The sequence below is a fragment of the Bdellovibrio sp. HAGR004 genome (assembly GCF_055397015.1).
The window spans coordinates 3605461-3619676 of sequence record NZ_AP029176.1 but is presented as its reverse complement, the minus strand read 5'-3'; the positions used below and the strand labels follow the sequence as shown (position 1 = coordinate 3619676).

12 protein-coding genes are annotated in these 14216 nt (G+C 49.8%); 4 read left to right on the top strand and 8 right to left on the bottom strand.

All coding sequences use genetic code 11. The features are described 5' to 3' along the window. The first annotated feature begins 40 nt into the window (after nt 1-40). Complete coding sequence (gene glmU, locus ACZ5ZV_RS17905; protein WP_464118580.1) at nt 41-1435, top strand: bifunctional UDP-N-acetylglucosamine diphosphorylase/glucosamine-1-phosphate N-acetyltransferase GlmU; 1395 nt, start codon at nt 41-43, stop codon at nt 1433-1435. 8 nt (nt 1436-1443) lie between these two features. Continuing rightward, nucleotides 1444-3330, top strand: a complete 1887-nt coding sequence (glmS, locus tag ACZ5ZV_RS17900; RefSeq protein WP_464118579.1) for a glutamine--fructose-6-phosphate transaminase (isomerizing) — start codon at nt 1444-1446, stop codon at nt 3328-3330. 59 nt (nt 3331-3389) lie between these two features. Here the strand turns inward: glmS and ACZ5ZV_RS17895 are convergent, their stop codons facing one another. After that, on the bottom strand, nt 3390-3887 hold the full coding sequence (locus tag ACZ5ZV_RS17895) for a hypothetical protein (RefSeq protein WP_464118578.1): 498 nt from the start codon (nt 3885-3887) through the stop codon (nt 3390-3392). A 94-nt stretch (nt 3888-3981) separates the two neighbouring features. Next, on the bottom strand, nt 3982-5361 hold the full coding sequence (gene mltF / locus ACZ5ZV_RS17890; protein WP_464118577.1) for a membrane-bound lytic murein transglycosylase MltF: 1380 nt from the start codon (nt 5359-5361) through the stop codon (nt 3982-3984). 276 nt (nt 5362-5637) lie between these two features. On the opposite strand from mltF, the gene ACZ5ZV_RS17885 reads away from it, so the two are divergent. Further along, nucleotides 5638-6252 (top strand): thymidine kinase, encoded by a 615-nt coding sequence (locus ACZ5ZV_RS17885; RefSeq protein WP_464118576.1) that lies wholly within the window; start codon nt 5638-5640, stop codon nt 6250-6252. Between the two features lie 61 nt (nt 6253-6313). On the opposite strand, the gene ACZ5ZV_RS17880 is transcribed toward ACZ5ZV_RS17885, so the two are convergent. The 3 genes from ACZ5ZV_RS17880 to trmFO form a co-directional block, all read right to left on the bottom strand. Then, the gene (locus tag ACZ5ZV_RS17880) at nt 6314-7159 is read right to left on the bottom strand and encodes an IS3 family transposase (RefSeq protein ID WP_464117088.1); all 846 of its coding nucleotides are present in this window, start codon (nt 7157-7159) and stop codon (nt 6314-6316) included. After that, nucleotides 7156-7560 carry a transposase gene (locus tag ACZ5ZV_RS17875; RefSeq protein ID WP_464117089.1) on the bottom strand — a complete coding sequence of 135 codons (405 nt, stop codon included), beginning with the start codon at nt 7558-7560 and terminating at the stop codon, nt 7156-7158. The genes ACZ5ZV_RS17880 and ACZ5ZV_RS17875 overlap by 4 nt, the downstream gene beginning before the upstream one ends. A 101-nt stretch (nt 7561-7661) precedes the next feature. After that, the gene (trmFO, locus tag ACZ5ZV_RS17870) at nt 7662-8984 is read right to left on the bottom strand and encodes a methylenetetrahydrofolate--tRNA-(uracil(54)-C(5))-methyltransferase (FADH(2)-oxidizing) TrmFO (RefSeq protein ID WP_464118575.1); all 1323 of its coding nucleotides are present in this window, start codon (nt 8982-8984) and stop codon (nt 7662-7664) included. A gap of 23 nt (nt 8985-9007) precedes the next feature. Here trmFO and ACZ5ZV_RS17865 point away from each other — a divergent pair, with 23 nt between their 5' ends. Continuing rightward, a complete protein-coding gene (locus ACZ5ZV_RS17865; RefSeq protein ID WP_464118574.1) occupies nt 9008-9403 on the top strand; it encodes a DciA family protein in 396 nt (131 codons plus the stop codon). Between the two features lie 7 nt (nt 9404-9410). Here the strand turns inward: ACZ5ZV_RS17865 and ACZ5ZV_RS17860 are convergent, their stop codons facing one another. The 3 genes from ACZ5ZV_RS17860 to ACZ5ZV_RS17850 all read right to left on the bottom strand — a co-directional run bounded on the left by ACZ5ZV_RS17860 (nt 9411) and on the right by ACZ5ZV_RS17850 (nt 14152). Beyond that, nucleotides 9411-11981 carry a hypothetical protein gene (locus ACZ5ZV_RS17860; RefSeq protein WP_464118573.1) on the bottom strand — a complete coding sequence of 857 codons (2571 nt, stop codon included), beginning with the start codon at nt 11979-11981 and terminating at the stop codon, nt 9411-9413. Between the two features lie 12 nt (nt 11982-11993). After that, entirely contained in the window at nt 11994-13172 is a 1179-nt protein-coding gene (locus tag ACZ5ZV_RS17855; protein WP_464118572.1) for a hypothetical protein, read from the bottom strand. A gap of 140 nt (nt 13173-13312) precedes the next feature. Next, a complete protein-coding gene (locus ACZ5ZV_RS17850; protein WP_464118571.1) occupies nt 13313-14152 on the bottom strand; it encodes a S1 family peptidase in 840 nt (279 codons plus the stop codon). Between the last annotated feature and the right edge of the window lie 64 nt (nt 14153-14216).

Here is a 14216-nt window from a genome sequence, read left to right as displayed (position 1 = left end):
TTTTTCAGAGAAGAAAAGCTTTTAAAAGGAAGTTTAAAACATGTCTGCAAATGCATCTGAGAAGTTGACGGTCATCGCTCTTGCGGCAGGAAAAGGGACGCGTATGAAGTCCCCGCTGCCAAAAGTTCTTCATCCTGTCGCGGGCCGTCCCATGATTGAAAAAGTGATTCAAGCTTCCAAACAGGCGGGTGCCGCGGAAGTGCGCGTGATTGTCGGCCATGGTCAAAATTTGGTGCGTCAGGTGGTGGAGCCCATGGGCGTGGCCTGTTATGTTCAGGACGAGCAGTTGGGAACAGCCCACGCCGTTCGTTGTGCAAAGCCTGAGACGATTGAAGGCATCGTCGTGATCATGAACGGGGATCATCCGCTGATCGAAGCGTCGGATATCAAGGATTTTGTGCGCATCTTCCGTGATGAAAAATGTGACTTGGCGGTTGTGACGGCCACACTGAAGAATCCGGCGGAGTTCGGTCGTATTGTGCGCCACAAGGGTGATCTGGCGGCGATTGTGGAAGCCAAAGATGCTTCCGCGGAAACCTTGAAGATCCGTGAAATCAACACTGGCATCTACGTGGTGAAGGCGTCTATTCTGAGCGAATATCTGCCGAAGATTCAAAATAACAACTCCAAAAAGGAATTCTACATCACCGATCTGATTTCCTTGTGCATTCAGGACAAGTGCCGTGTGCAAGCGATTCAGTCCACACCAAAAGTGGCTGTGGGAGTGAACAATCAGGTGGAACTGGCGAAGGCGACACGTTTGCTGTTTAAGCGCAAAGCCCTGCGTCTGATGGAAGAAGGTGTGCTGATGATCGATCCGCGCACTGTTTATATTGAAGACAGCGTGGAAATCGGCGCCGGGACTGTGATTTATCCCAATGTCTTTATCCGCGGCCGCAGCAAGATCGGTTCTTTCACGGTGATTGAATCCAATGCGTTTATCTCGGATTCAGAGATCGGCGACAGTGTTCAGGTGCGTGGGGGCAGCTACTTGGAAAACTCCAAGCTGCACAACAAAGTGTCTGTCGGACCTTATGCGCGTCTTCGTCCTGAAACAGAGATCTTCGAAGAAGCCCATGTCGGGAACTTCGTGGAAATGAAGAAAGTGAAGTTCGGCAAAAAATCCAAGGCCGGTCATTTGACTTATTTGGGGGATGCTGAAATCGGCGAAGAAGTGAACGTGGGTTGCGGAACTATCACTTGCAATTACGCTGCGGATAAAAAGAAATATAAAACGAAGATCGGCAATCGTGTCTTCGTGGGCAGTGATACTCAGTTTGTGGCTCCCATCGAAGTTGGTGATGATGCCATCATTGGTTCCGGCTCCACGATCACGAAGAACGTGCCAGCCAAGGCTTTGGCTGTGGCGCGTGGGAAACAGTTTGTAAAAGAAAATTATACTGCGAAAGCCCCAGTGGCTGAAGAAAAAGAGTAGGTGAGTTTATGTGCGGAATTGTCGGTTATTTGGGACCACAAAACCCTAAAGATGTGATTGTCAGTGGTTTGAAAAAGCTTGAATACCGCGGCTATGACAGTGCCGGTGTTGCTATTTTGAATCAGGGGAAAACCAAGCGTGTGCGTGCGCCTGGTAAATTGAAAGCCCTGGAAGACAAACTGGCGACAGAAACATTCGACGGTCACATCGGTATTGGTCACACCCGTTGGGCGACTCATGGAAAGCCTTCTGAGCGCAATGCCCATCCCCACCAGGTTCGTGGCATCAGTCTGGTTCACAACGGTATCATCGAAAACTATCTGGAAATCCGCGAGGAGCTTTTGGCCGAAGGGGCGGAGATCACTTCCGACACCGATTCCGAGCTGGTGGCCCACCTGATTTCCAAAGAGGTGGAAATCACCAAGGATCTGTTCAAGGCAGTTCAGAACACTCTGGAAAAAATCCGTGGGGCGTTTTCGATTTTGGTGATGTGGGAGCAAGAGCCCGATCGTTTGGTGGCCTTTAAAGACGGCCCACCGCTGGTTGTCGGCTTGGCGGAAAAAGAGATCTTCGTTGCCAGCGACGTACAGGCATTGATTCAGTACACCAAGAACTTTGTGTATCTTGAGGACCGCGAAGTAGCCTCTATCAAGGGTACGGATGTGCAGTTCTTCTCTGCCAACGGTTTCCCGATTCAGAAAAAAATCGTGGAACTGAACTGGAACCCTGAGATGGTGGAAAAGCAGGGCTATGCGCACTTCATGCTCAAAGAAATCTATGAGCAACCCCGTGCCGTGGCGGCGGCGATCGAGCCGCACGTCAACCCAGAGACCTTCTCTGTTGCATTGAAAAACATTGGCTTCGGTGGACATCCGGTTCAGAAATTGGAAGAACTCGACAGCAAAGCGGACTGGGCTAAAACGCAGGAAGTGTTCAAGGGCATTGAGCGCGTATTTATCATCGCCTGCGGGACCAGCAACTATGCCGGCATGATCGGAAAATACCTGATCGAGCAGTTGGCAAAGGTTCCTGTGGAAGTGGATATTGCCAGTGAGTTCCGTTACCGCAACCCAGTCATCCCGCCAAAAAGTCTGGTGATGACAGTTTCTCAAAGCGGTGAGACGGCTGACACTTTGGCAGCTATTCGCATGGCCAAGGAAATGGGTGCGATCACTTTGAGCATCTGCAACGTGAAGAACTCCACGATTGATCGTGAGGCGCATGGACATTTGTACATGAACTCCGGACCGGAAATCGGTGTGGCTTCCACCAAAGCGTTTACGAGCACGATGGCGGTTCTTAATACCGTGGCTATTGCCATGGCCCGCACTCGCGGTGTGATGAGCGAGGCAGAGGAAAAAGACCTGGTAAAATCCCTTCTGGCTGTTCCAAGCCAGATGGAAGGTGTTTTGGCTTACGACAAATACTTTGAGGAAGCAGCTTCTAAGTTGAAGCTTTTCCGCGGCTTCTTGTACATGGGCCGTGGCACGAGCTTCCCCATCGCAATGGAAGGCGCTCTGAAACTGAAGGAGCTGGCCTACATGCACGCGGAAGGTTATGCCGCCGGTGAAATGAAGCACGGTCCTTTGGCACTGATCGATGAACGCATGGCGATTGTGATGGTGGCTCCGACAGATCATCTGTACGAAAAAACCATCAGCAATTTAGAAGAAGCACGTGCTCGCGGCGGTAAAGTGATTTCCATCGGAACAGGCGACAATGAAAAGCTTCGTGGTATCAGTGAATACTATCTGGCGATTCCGAAGGCTCACTGGACTGTGAATGCGATCTTGTCGGTGATTCCATTGCAGTTGATGTCTTACCACCTGGCATGCAATCTGGGGTACGACGTGGATCAGCCACGAAATCTGGCGAAGTCCGTCACCGTAGAATAGATCTCAAAAAACATTTTTTTTATCAAAGACTGGGGCCGGTGATGGATATCACCGGCTTTTTATTTTGGAGTCATAGTTTGGCGATTGAAATAAAGAGCCATCAGAATCAGGATGAATCCCGCTACCATGACCATCATGTGCAGGTACATAAACTGAATCCATTCGTTGCGGATCGAAATCCAGTACACGGGCTCTGGTGCCATGGGATTGGCCCGGTACAGGATTTCGTTAAGTTTGTAGTGCCCCCAGTATGACAGAATGATTTCGTCGACAAGACAGAAGAAGGTCGCTGCGACACAGATGAATTCAAAGCTCTTCCAGAGTCGCCGACGCAGAATCAGCCATAGCGAAGTGCTTAGGATCATGGCGATGTAAAGCGATTGCACCCGGGGCTCAAAGATGGGAACGGCGGTCTGATGGAACTCGATGTATTGGCGCAGCTGCATGGCAAGCAGTGTGGGATTAACGACTGTCACAAAGAAGGTCACGAAGCCCGCAAAAAGGCCTACCAGAAGGACAGTAATAAAAATAGTCGCAGTCAACAGGCGTTCGGCCATTTTGAGCTATTCTATTTTCTGGATTTCAGAATTCAAATTTTAGATCGGTAAGAAAACTAAATGTCGGATGATTTGGGCCAGAGAGGGAGAGCCCTTAGCTGGCAGAGTTCATAAGATTGTAGAAGGACTTCACACGTTCAACAAAGTCCACAGTTTCGTAGCCACGGGCGGGACCGTATTCCAATTCAGCTGCATAATCGGGATCTGCCAGCAATGGCAGGATTTCCCGCATGTGTCTCCAAGAATGAGGATTGCGGCCCATTTTTTCTGCCAACTTTTGTGCGTCCTTCAGATGGGCTAGGCCCACATTGTATGCTGCCAAAGCCAAGGCCAGGCGATCTTTGGGATTCAGGTGGGCAGGAACACGATCCATCAGATAGCGAAGGTACTTGGCTCCACCCCAGATGCTTTGAACGGGGTCGGTGCGATCTTCAATTCCCACATGCAGGGCTGTATCCGTCGTTAACTGCATCAAACCACGCACGCCGGTGTAGCTGCGGGCCTCGGCGTTCCAGTGAGACTCCTGGTAAGCAACAGAGGCGATCAACTGCCATGGCAAATTATGCTCACGAGCTGCTTCACGGAAGGTGTCCTTATAAGTTGGTAAAGTCGAACGTACCTTTTTGAAGAACTGGGCAATGTCACGTTTATCCAACTGGGCCAGATAGGTTTTGTAGCGATCCAGAGTTTGCATGATTTCATCTTCACGCGAAGCTTGCTGATACCAGGACTGCATCAGATGCAATAGTGCTGCATTGTCCGGAGACAGTCTCCAGCTAAGAGAGTAGGGGGAAGTCAGAGTCGTCACTTTTTCGATCGAGGTGTGATAGCGGGAGTAGAAGTCGCCACTGAAGTTTTCGGCGATCACACAGTCTGATTTACGTTGAGCCAGATTGGCCATCAGATCTTGGGTTTTTGTGTTTTCCAGAATCTCTACACGCACTTGCGGGGAAAGCTGGTTCAGGCGTTGGGACAGTCCCAGGTAGTTGTCCTTGTTCAGCAGCGAGATGCTTTTGCCGTTCAAGTCTTTGATGTTCTGAATCTGGGCCTTCCTTTGGCAGTACAGACTCAGGTAAGTTTCTTCGTAAGCTGGGCCCGTCAAGGCCCCCGTACTATTGTGAGGAGTCCTCAAGCGGGCGGCTGCGATATCTCCTTCACCTTTGGAGAGCGCCCGCATCACCGAGTCCTCATCCGGTAAAACGATATACTTCAGTTTAAGTTTGTAATGAGTGGCGAAGTTCTCCAGCAAGTCATGGTCGATCCCGAAGGCGTCGCCACGTTTGGGCTTACTATATATAAGAGGACTTTGTGTGGTCAGGACAACGATCTCACCTTTGGACTGAACCTGAGTCAGGCTCTCCTGTTCGTCCCAGATCATGGCGTCGCAGCCATTCATGGCGACGGTCGTGAACCCAAGAGCTCCTACTAAAAGAGCCCGGGCGATTTTCTGTCGAAATCTTAAAATCGTTCCCATAGCGTGGGGCTTTGGTATCCTTTGGTGCGGCGCCAGTGCAAGCAATAAGCACCTTATTTCCGTCTTTAAATGCGAAAACTTTACGGATCTTGCACAAATTCGTCGCTCAATTGTAAAAAAGTACAGGCTCCGACAGCGCTTACAGAAGGGCGTCACAAAGTCTCAGTTCACTCATTTTTCTGACGCATGACTGTCAGAATTAGGCCAGATCGGGCGTTGACAGCTTTGTCGGATTCCATAATCGTGATTTTAAGAGGGTCACTAAGGGGGGATTTGGTGTCTGAGTTTTCCTATGTCCACAGCCGTGGATGGATTGAAGTTGTTGTAGGTTCCATGTTCAGCGGGAAAACGGAAGAACTGATTCGTCGTCTTCGTCGTGCAGAGTTCGCCCGCCTGCAGATTCAGGTTTTCAAACCTATTATAGATAAGCGCTATAACGATATGGCCGTGACGTCTCACGATCTGACGACGATTGACTCGACTCCTATTCACGATGCCGAAGAAATTTGGTCCTTGTTAAAGCCTGGTACGAAAGTGGTGGGTATTGATGAGGGGCAGTTCTTCTCTCACAATCTGGTGCAGATTTCTCAGGATCTGGCGGATCGCGGTTTGCGTGTCATTATTGCGGGATTGGACACCGACTGGCAGGGTAAGCCGTTTGAGCCGATGCCGACCTTGATGGCGATTGCCGAAAGTGTGACCAAACAGCACGCCGTCTGTGTGGTATGTGGAGCCCCGGCCAGCCGCACGCAAAGAACTGCGGGCGGGGACGGGCAGGTTCTGGTCGGAACTCACGATGCTTACGAAGCCCGCTGCCGTCAGCACTTCAAGCCGGAAGTGGATGCCCCCACAATGGATTGGAAACTAAAACGCGAAATGGAAATCTCCTAAAAGAAAAGGCCCTTGAAGTGATCTGTACCCCAAAAAGTGGACAGATAAATAAAAGGGTCCTCTAAGTGAAACCTCGGCATTCTGCCGGGGTTTTTCCTTTTAAGCCCCATTGGGGACGTTCGTTATTGTAGTAGTTAATATAACGGTCTATCTCTGCTACCAATTCCTCAAACGTATGGCAACTTTGAAGATCCACTTCATCTTTTAAATGACCAAAAAAACTTTCTATAGGCGCATTGTCCAGGCAGTTGCCTTTTCTGGACATGGACTGGGTGACACCCCACTTAGACAAAAGATCTCGATACGTCTTGGATGTATAGTGACACCCTTGGTCCGAATGCATGATCAAACTCTCTGGCTTTCGGCTGAATAGGTCTTCCAGGCCTCGAATCGCAACGTGTAGTCCAGCTCCAGGAGAAACCGTATAGTGGACGATATCTTTCACTGCCAAGTCTTTTACGGCTGACAGATAAGCCCTGTTTCCTTTGCCATAGTCTAAGTAGGTAATGTCTGTTGAATAAACTGTGTCTTTCTTTTCAACATTAAATTGCCTGCTTAGGATGTTCGGACTTACCCGGTGTTCCTCACCTGATGCCCAGCCTTGCTTGTACTTATTCTTACGTCGGATAGTCGCCTGAAGGCCGTACTTCTTCATTAACCGTCTAATTTTCTTCAGGTTCATGTTGATCCAGAAGTGGCGTTGCAAAAGCATCTTTATTGTCCTAGCGCCGGCTTTACCCCTTCTATACGCAAAAATGATTTGCACCCATTCCGCGTCTGTTGTGATGACCTGGGGAGATGCTCTTTGGGCAAACCAGTAGTAATAGCCACTGGTACTGACTTGAGCCTGAGCGCACAGCCTGCTGAGACATAGATCAGGCCGATGATTGACCGCCTTGCTAATCAACGCGAACTTTTCTTGTTTGCGTATTTTGCCTCCAAGGCGCGGAGCTTTTTTAGGAAGTCGTTCTCCGCGCGAAGATAAGCGATTTCATCTTCTGCTGATTTAAGCTTTTTTCCCTTGGGTCGACCTGTAGACTTAGAACCTCGGCGGTCTTTCTTTAATCCACCTTCTTGGGTAGACATCTTTTCCCAACGCTGAAGGCACTTCTTGGCATAATCCACACCAAATAAGGATAGGTTAATACCAGCATCTTTAAAAATTTGACTAGGAGTTTGTCCCTCTTCCCGAAGCCTTAAGGCCCTAACCTTAAATTCGGGGGTATAGGCAACATTGGACTGCGTTACCTTTAGAACATTCGGATTCTTCTCAAGATCTCGGCGATCTCTTTCGGACAGTGAGCCCATGATCTGCTTCCTTTTTATACGAAAATACCCCAAAAATGGGACAGGGTCTTTTATTTTCCTGTCCGAAATTTGGGGTACAGATCAAAGGGGCCTTTTTTATTTTATGGATTCCACTGCTCCATCGCAGCTCTGGCGATGGAGATTTGCTTTTCCTTGCGAACCGTTTTATCGCGCTCTTTTTCTGCCAAGGGTGGCAGCAACGCGAAGTTGATGTTGGTTGGTTGGAAGTGTTCCGCCCGCGTAGGGTCGGTGATCGCTTCCAGCAAAGAGCCAAAGGCGCTCGCTCTTGGCGGAGGATTGAACGGCTGATCTTTTAGTTTTTGGTTCAGGAAGCGGGAAACCATCAGGCCCGTGCACGTGGATTCAAAGTATCCTTCCACACCTGTGATTTGTCCGGCGAAGAACAACCAAGGGTCGTTCTTGCTGGAAAGGTCCTTGTTCAGGCGCTTCGGTGAATTGATGAACAGATTTCTGTGAATGCTTCCCAACTTCAGGAACTCTGCATTTTCCAATCCAGGAATCATCCGGAAGACGCGCACCTGTTCGCCATAGGCCATGCGGGTTTGGAAACCCACCATGTTGTAGGCGGTGCCTTCTTTGTTGTCCTGACGAAGTTGCACGACAGCCCATGGATAGCGGCCCGTGCGAGGATCATCCAAACCAATCGGCTTCATCGGGCCAAAACGCAACGTCTGAGGCCCGCGCTCGACCATCACTTCAATCGGCATGCAGCCCTCAAAAAACTCAGTAGTCTCGAAGTCCTTCGGCTCGATCTTGCGCGCTTTTTGGATTTCCTCAATGAAGCGGTTGTATTCTTCCTTGTTCATCGGGCAGTTGTAGTAGTCACCCGTGCCCTTGTCGTAGCGATCGGCTTTCCAAGCGATTTCCGTATTGATGGAATCCGCATCAATGATCGGTGCAATGGCATCAAAGAAATACAGGAACTCATCGCCGAAGTGCTGGCGCATGCTTTCGGCCAGATCATCGTGAGTCAAAGGGCCCGTGGCAATAACGGCCGGGCGGGGAATGTCGTCCAAGGACTTCACCACATCGTTGCGAACTTCGATGTTGGGGTGATTTTTGACCTTTTCAGTCATGATGGCAGAAAAGACCTCGCGATCCATACCCAAGGCCTGACCGGCAGGAACCTGAGCTTCAAAAGCGGCCTGCAGGATGTGAGAGTTCAGCTTTTTTGCCTCCCATTTCAGTTGGCCGGGAGCAGAGTGTTCACCCAAGCTGCCAAAGGAGTTGGAGCACACAAGTTCTGCGAATTTGTGGGTTTTGTGCGCCGGGGTCATGGTTTTATCGCGCATCTCGTAAAGTACGACACTGTATCCCATGTCAGCTAGCTGTAGAGCGCACTCTGAGCCCGCAAGGCCTGCGCCAACGACTGTAATTTTTTGATTTTGAGTGAAATTTGTCATCTTTGTGGTAGACCTTTTCTTACATGGATCCCAATCAGAAACCCAAAGGCAAATTATCTATCGGCTCGGAAGTACTACAGAGACTTTTCGAAAATGGCAAGTCGCCATTGTCCGAGCAGTTTATGCGCTGGAAGCTGTGGGCGAAGTGGGATGAAGTCGTAGGGCCCACAATTGCAAAAAACGCCGAGCCCGTGGGCTTCCAGAGGGGCGTATTGTACGTTTGGGTGCGAAATTCCTCGTGGATGCAGCAGATGATCTTTATGAAAGATCCTATTCGCGACACCATCAACCAGAAGTTTCAGAATAATTTTGTAAAATATATCAAGTTCACTCTGGATCGCCGTGAAGTTCCAACGCAGGATCAGACGGATTTCAAAGAGATGATTTCCAAGATTGCCCCTGAAAGTGATGATGACTAACAGGGTTCTATTTTAAATTTTTAAGAGCTTCCAACCATGGGGCCATCAGACGTTCCAACTGCGGACGGCTTTCTGCTGGCAAGTAGGGTTTTAGATCTTGTAACGCCAGCAGAGTTTGCAGGCGTTCCGGGAAGCTCAGTTGGCTGCCATCGCTGTTGGTATAGAATTCTTCTTTGGCACTGAACAAAGAGCGGTTCATTGCATAGTAAACTTCCTGTGCAGACCACAGGTAAGAATCAATATTCGTCAGTTGATACGCTTTTAGCAGAGCCCGGATAGCATAGGCCTGTTGCACCACCAGGAAGGGTTTTTTGCCGACCGCTTTACGATCGCTCAGACCCATCTGTGTGATTGCCAGTTTGTTTTCCTGAATCAACTGATTGGAAATGAAATTAGCCACAGCCAAAGCCAGCAGTTTCATATCTTTGCGACCAGCCAGCAAGACATCCAGAGGCGCTTCGTTGTTGGCATCTTTGCTCAGCAAGATAGAGGATTTGGTTTTTTCAACACCTTCCGTGGCTTCCAGGAATTCGCTCATGGCCAGCAGGAACTGGGCAGTGTCCTTGGTGGTCACAAAATTCAGGCGTTCCCCTTTTTTAATGTCCACGATGCCGGCCATGATGGCTGTGTCCGGAGTGCTGCCATAGCTGTCAGCCCAAAGCAGATTGTTCTCTGTCGTGAGCAGGAAGACGGGTGTCGCCTTTTTTGTGATGTCCTGAAGTAGAACGGCCGCATTTCCCAGATTCAAGGCAAAGAGCATGTCCTTGGGGAATAAAGGCTGCTTCAGATCGTCGTGTTCTGCATCGGTGGTCAGATCCTGAGCCATGATGTGCCCCAGTTGCTGATCCATGACGGTTTTCTCCCAGTCGCGAGTCAGGCGCATCATGCGGCTCAGCCCACGCACCTGGGCGGCAAAAGCCGCAGCCGAAAAGTCGCGTTCATAGATCATACTAGGATCGGCATGGTAGGGGTCCTGCAAAGCGATGGTGTCAGGAATACGGAAAGACAAATCCGGATCTTTGGATTCATCGAAGTTCATAATGTCCAGCAGTTTGCCGCGATGTTGGACTGGCGCCAATAAAGATGGAATCAGATTATTGTCGACATCGCGGTAGCCACCGACTGCCACCAGTTTGTTGACCTGAGCCAGCATATGCGAAAATGCCATCGGTCCCAGATTTCCGTCTTTCATCAGAAGTTCCGCACTGGCGGAAAGCCCGGCCCCCACCGTCTCTCCAGAGACATTCAGGGAAGCCGCAACAGTGCTCAGCTCAGTTTCTTTCCCCGAAGCGATATTGACCTTCACGCGGTGGGTTTCAAAACCAGGCAGGCGGCCCTCGGAGTCTGGCAGCACTTTTTTCTGCCAGACCTTGAACAGATTTGAAACGTAGTTGCCATAGCCATCGCGCACACGAGCGATCGCCGCGGCCTTGTCGATGATGGCCGCATCGATGTTGTCAGCAAAGGTTTGTGGCATGGTTTTCACAAACTCAGCCGCGAACGATTCAATCGAACTGATGACATAGCCTCGGGTGGCTTCGTTCATTTCGGCGCGAAGTTTGTCGATGCCGTACTTTTTAATCTTCGGCAGAATGAAAAGTTTCTTGGCAATACCGTTGATAATGCCACCCAGACATCCTTCGGTCTGCAGGCACTCAAGTTCTTTAGCGTCCTGCTTTGTCAGGAAGTCGTACAGATCCTCATTCACCGGCTTGAAGTATTGCGCGCGCTCTTCCGGCGTCAGGATGCGCCAGATGTCCACCAGAACGGCCAAGGAAGTCTGCGGTCCGTTAATGCCATCAAGGCCCTTGGCCAGCTGGCGTCCTTGCTTCATGCTCTTTTGAAGTTCGGGATCCAGTTCAATCTCGAACTTTAAGATGGCCTCGTCAATCAAAGCCAGGGATTGTGTCAGCGTCTTTGTCGCCATCAAACGCTGCAGGAATGCCCGGGCATCGGCAAAAAGAGGTTTGGTTGTGTCGATCAGACCCACTTTCAATCCGTCTTCAATTGTGGGCGTAAGCCCCATGCGTGGGATCTCGGCCAGAACCATATTGGTGAACATCTCCGCTCGAGTCAGCATCGCCCCAAGCCCCGTGACCGGAGTTTGTGGCAGTCTTTCGCCAAGGTTCAGAATATGGGTGCGGATCGTGGGGCGGGCGGCATCCAGTTCTGCCAGAACTTCCCCAAGTGTGGTGCGCACCTGTTCCTGGGTTTGGCCTGTGGCCAGAGCGGCAAATGGGGATTTAGCCAGCTCAATTGAAAGGGTGGAATCAGGTGTCTTATAGAACTTTCGGATCCAGGAAAGCCCGGTGTCTTTGAGTTGTTCCAGCGAAGTTTTTTCGCCCAATTCAATTAAGGTCTCTGCTTGTTCAAAGTAAGTGGCGGACGAAACAGTGTCCTTCCAAATCAGTGACGGGGCAGCCTGACCGTATTGGCGCAAACGCAGATTAAGCTGCGTGTCTTTTGATTGCGGTCCAAATGTGGTCTTGGGCTGGTCAAAGACACGATCTTCGACTTTGGGGGCACAGGCACTCAGAACAAGGGCGGATGATAGCAATATTTTTAAAGACTTTTTCATACGCCCTCCTTTCTAGAAGAACAACATCAGGTTCATTTCCTGAGCGGTTTGACGTTCGATATTCACGCCTGAGAAAGTGTCAGACACCTGGAAGGAAACCATCAGGGGGATCACGGCTGTTTTTTTGAAATAGGATTTGACCGAACTATAGGTGATCTCGGCCTTCACCCGGTGGGCTGTGGAGGCGGTGTTAGTGGCCAGAAGGTCGTAGCGAGTTCCGCGCTCACCAGTGTATCTGTCAGCATCTTTGGTGGAGTAGTCATAACCGCCCCCCACCATCCAACTGTCATTTATTTCATAGAAAAGATTGCCGCCCACGGTGGCGATGTTTCCCAGTGTGCGAGTCACATCTTCCTTGGTGTTGGCGTCTGGCAGGGTGTCGTCTTCATTCAGCGGAACCCGGGCCGTGACAGTGTCGGGAATATTAATCAGGTACGAGACATAAGGCACCATCGACAGACGACCGATCAGGTACTGTGAGTAAGCCAATGAGTTGGTGATATTGGTGCGACCAAAAACATTCAAAGAAGCCAGGTCATCGGGATCAAACTTCGGCCCTGTCGGAAGATTCACCTGCGCCTGATAGGTCAGGACCTTTTCGTTCTTTTCGTACAGTTTGTACATGCTGACGACCTGAATATCACCGACGAAGGTTTCATCGCGATTGTTCAAAGCTTTATAGCCTTTGCCAGTCAAAGTTTCGTTGGTGGCTTTGCTCAAGTCCGTGTTCAGGGCGTCATCCAGCTCAGGATTCAGACCCGAGAACTGCTGACGATAGTATTCGATATTGGAAAATTCCTGCGAAAGGGAGATTTTGTTAGTATAAGAAATAATTGGAACACCAACTCCGACGGTCCATCGGTTGGTGATTCCCCGGGCAAAAACCGGAGCTGAATACTGAACACGTGGCATTGTATCAACGCGCAGAACTCCCAGGTTGAATGAGTCCCCTAAAGCGTGGCCGCCAAAACGGTTCAAAGCATCAATCAGGCGTTTGGCATCAGAATTAAATTTGGCCAGATTTTTAGCATCAAAGACTACAGATTTGTAATCTCCAAGATTCATCAGGCTGCCGGATTCTGTGTACTTCTGACCGATGCCATCAATGATGCCGAAACGGAAAGAAGGGCTGTTGATGCCCTCGGGTAAGGTGCTTGTGGACATCAAGGCCTGAGCGCAAATTGAGCTCATCAGTCCGCAAAATGTTACAAGCAATGCCCGAAAGTTCACAGCATCATCCTCAAGAACGTTATATTGATAATAAAGGCGCAGTTTTAGCGCCTTTTGAAATTAAAGTAAAACTCTTGAAAAACCTGTGCCAACTGTTTGGACTATTGCATGATGAATTTTGCTGACTCCGTTAAAATCCAGTCTAGATGGAACTGCACATTCATGTACTGGCCTTCTAGCATGCACAGATTCTTTTCTTCATCAGGTGCCCACTCCAACTTGTGAGTTGCTTTTGAGGCGACACCCACAACGGTGTTCTTACCGTTGATAAGAGTTATTGCCGGACCACCGGAATCACCTTGGCAGAACCCTTTTCCTTCTTTTTGATTGACCATGAAGTAAGGAAGGGTCGGATCATACTTCGATACGTTCAGGTCCACAGTGCGCAGAATACCCGCATTTCCAGGTTGTGACGGGCGCCCATCCATTCTGCCATAGCCCGCAGCAGTGACCGAGGTCAGCAGCATCGGAACGTCTTTTTGTGGCAGATTCAAGATCTCAACATCAGGGGTTAGGTCTGATTCCAGATAGGCCAGGGCGACATCGAAGTTCTTGTCACCTTCAAGATACTTTGGATGAATTGCCACTTGAAGGGCTTTAAAAGTGATATTTTGCCCGTCACCATTTTTAATGTCCACGCGATGGGTGGCATCTTCTCTGGGAATAATGCAATGGGCGGCCGTCAGGATCAGGCGGGAGCCGATGGCGCTGCCGGTGCATTGAGCGACTTTATAGTAGGTTGTGATGCTCTCAGAGTCTTGTTTCGTAGTAGGGGAGTGGAATACACGGAAATTCAGAGCTTGTTTGGAAACGGGGTCTGAATCATCCACCTGGCGACCACCGACAATGGCGTCGTCAGTTAAAGGCGAGATCTCGCCATTTTGCAGGTTTTCTTGGCAGGCTGTTAGTAGTAGAAGTCCGAATATAAGCAGTTTTCTCATAAGGTGGCTTCTATGCAAAAAAGCAACACACCCCAAGTTGAAGATAACCGCCCTCGGCCTGTCA

What these genes read in the sequence shown, in the direction of transcription:
- glmU (WP_464118580.1), top strand. Translation starts at nt 41, where the DNA reads ATGTCTGCAAATGCATCTGAGAAGTTGACGGTCATCGCTCTTGCGGCA.
- glmS (WP_464118579.1), top strand. Translation starts at nt 1,444, where the DNA reads ATGTGCGGAATTGTCGGTTATTTGGGACCACAAAACCCTAAAGATGTG.
- ACZ5ZV_RS17895 (WP_464118578.1), bottom strand. Translation starts at nt 3,887, where the DNA reads ATGGCCGAACGCCTGTTGACTGCGACTATTTTTATTACTGTCCTTCTG.
- mltF (WP_464118577.1), bottom strand. Translation starts at nt 5,361, where the DNA reads ATGGGAACGATTTTAAGATTTCGACAGAAAATCGCCCGGGCTCTTTTA.
- ACZ5ZV_RS17875 (WP_464117089.1), bottom strand. Translation starts at nt 7,560, where the DNA reads ATGGGCTCACTGTCCGAAAGAGATCGCCGAGATCTTGAGAAGAATCCG.
- trmFO (WP_464118575.1), bottom strand. Translation starts at nt 8,984, where the DNA reads ATGACAAATTTCACTCAAAATCAAAAAATTACAGTCGTTGGCGCAGGC.
- ACZ5ZV_RS17865 (WP_464118574.1), top strand. Translation starts at nt 9,008, where the DNA reads ATGGATCCCAATCAGAAACCCAAAGGCAAATTATCTATCGGCTCGGAA.
- ACZ5ZV_RS17860 (WP_464118573.1), bottom strand. Translation starts at nt 11,981, where the DNA reads ATGAAAAAGTCTTTAAAAATATTGCTATCATCCGCCCTTGTTCTGAGT.
- ACZ5ZV_RS17855 (WP_464118572.1), bottom strand. Translation starts at nt 13,172, where the DNA reads ATGAGCTCAATTTGCGCTCAGGCCTTGATGTCCACAAGCACCTTACCC.
- ACZ5ZV_RS17850 (WP_464118571.1), bottom strand. Translation starts at nt 14,152, where the DNA reads ATGAGAAAACTGCTTATATTCGGACTTCTACTACTAACAGCCTGCCAA.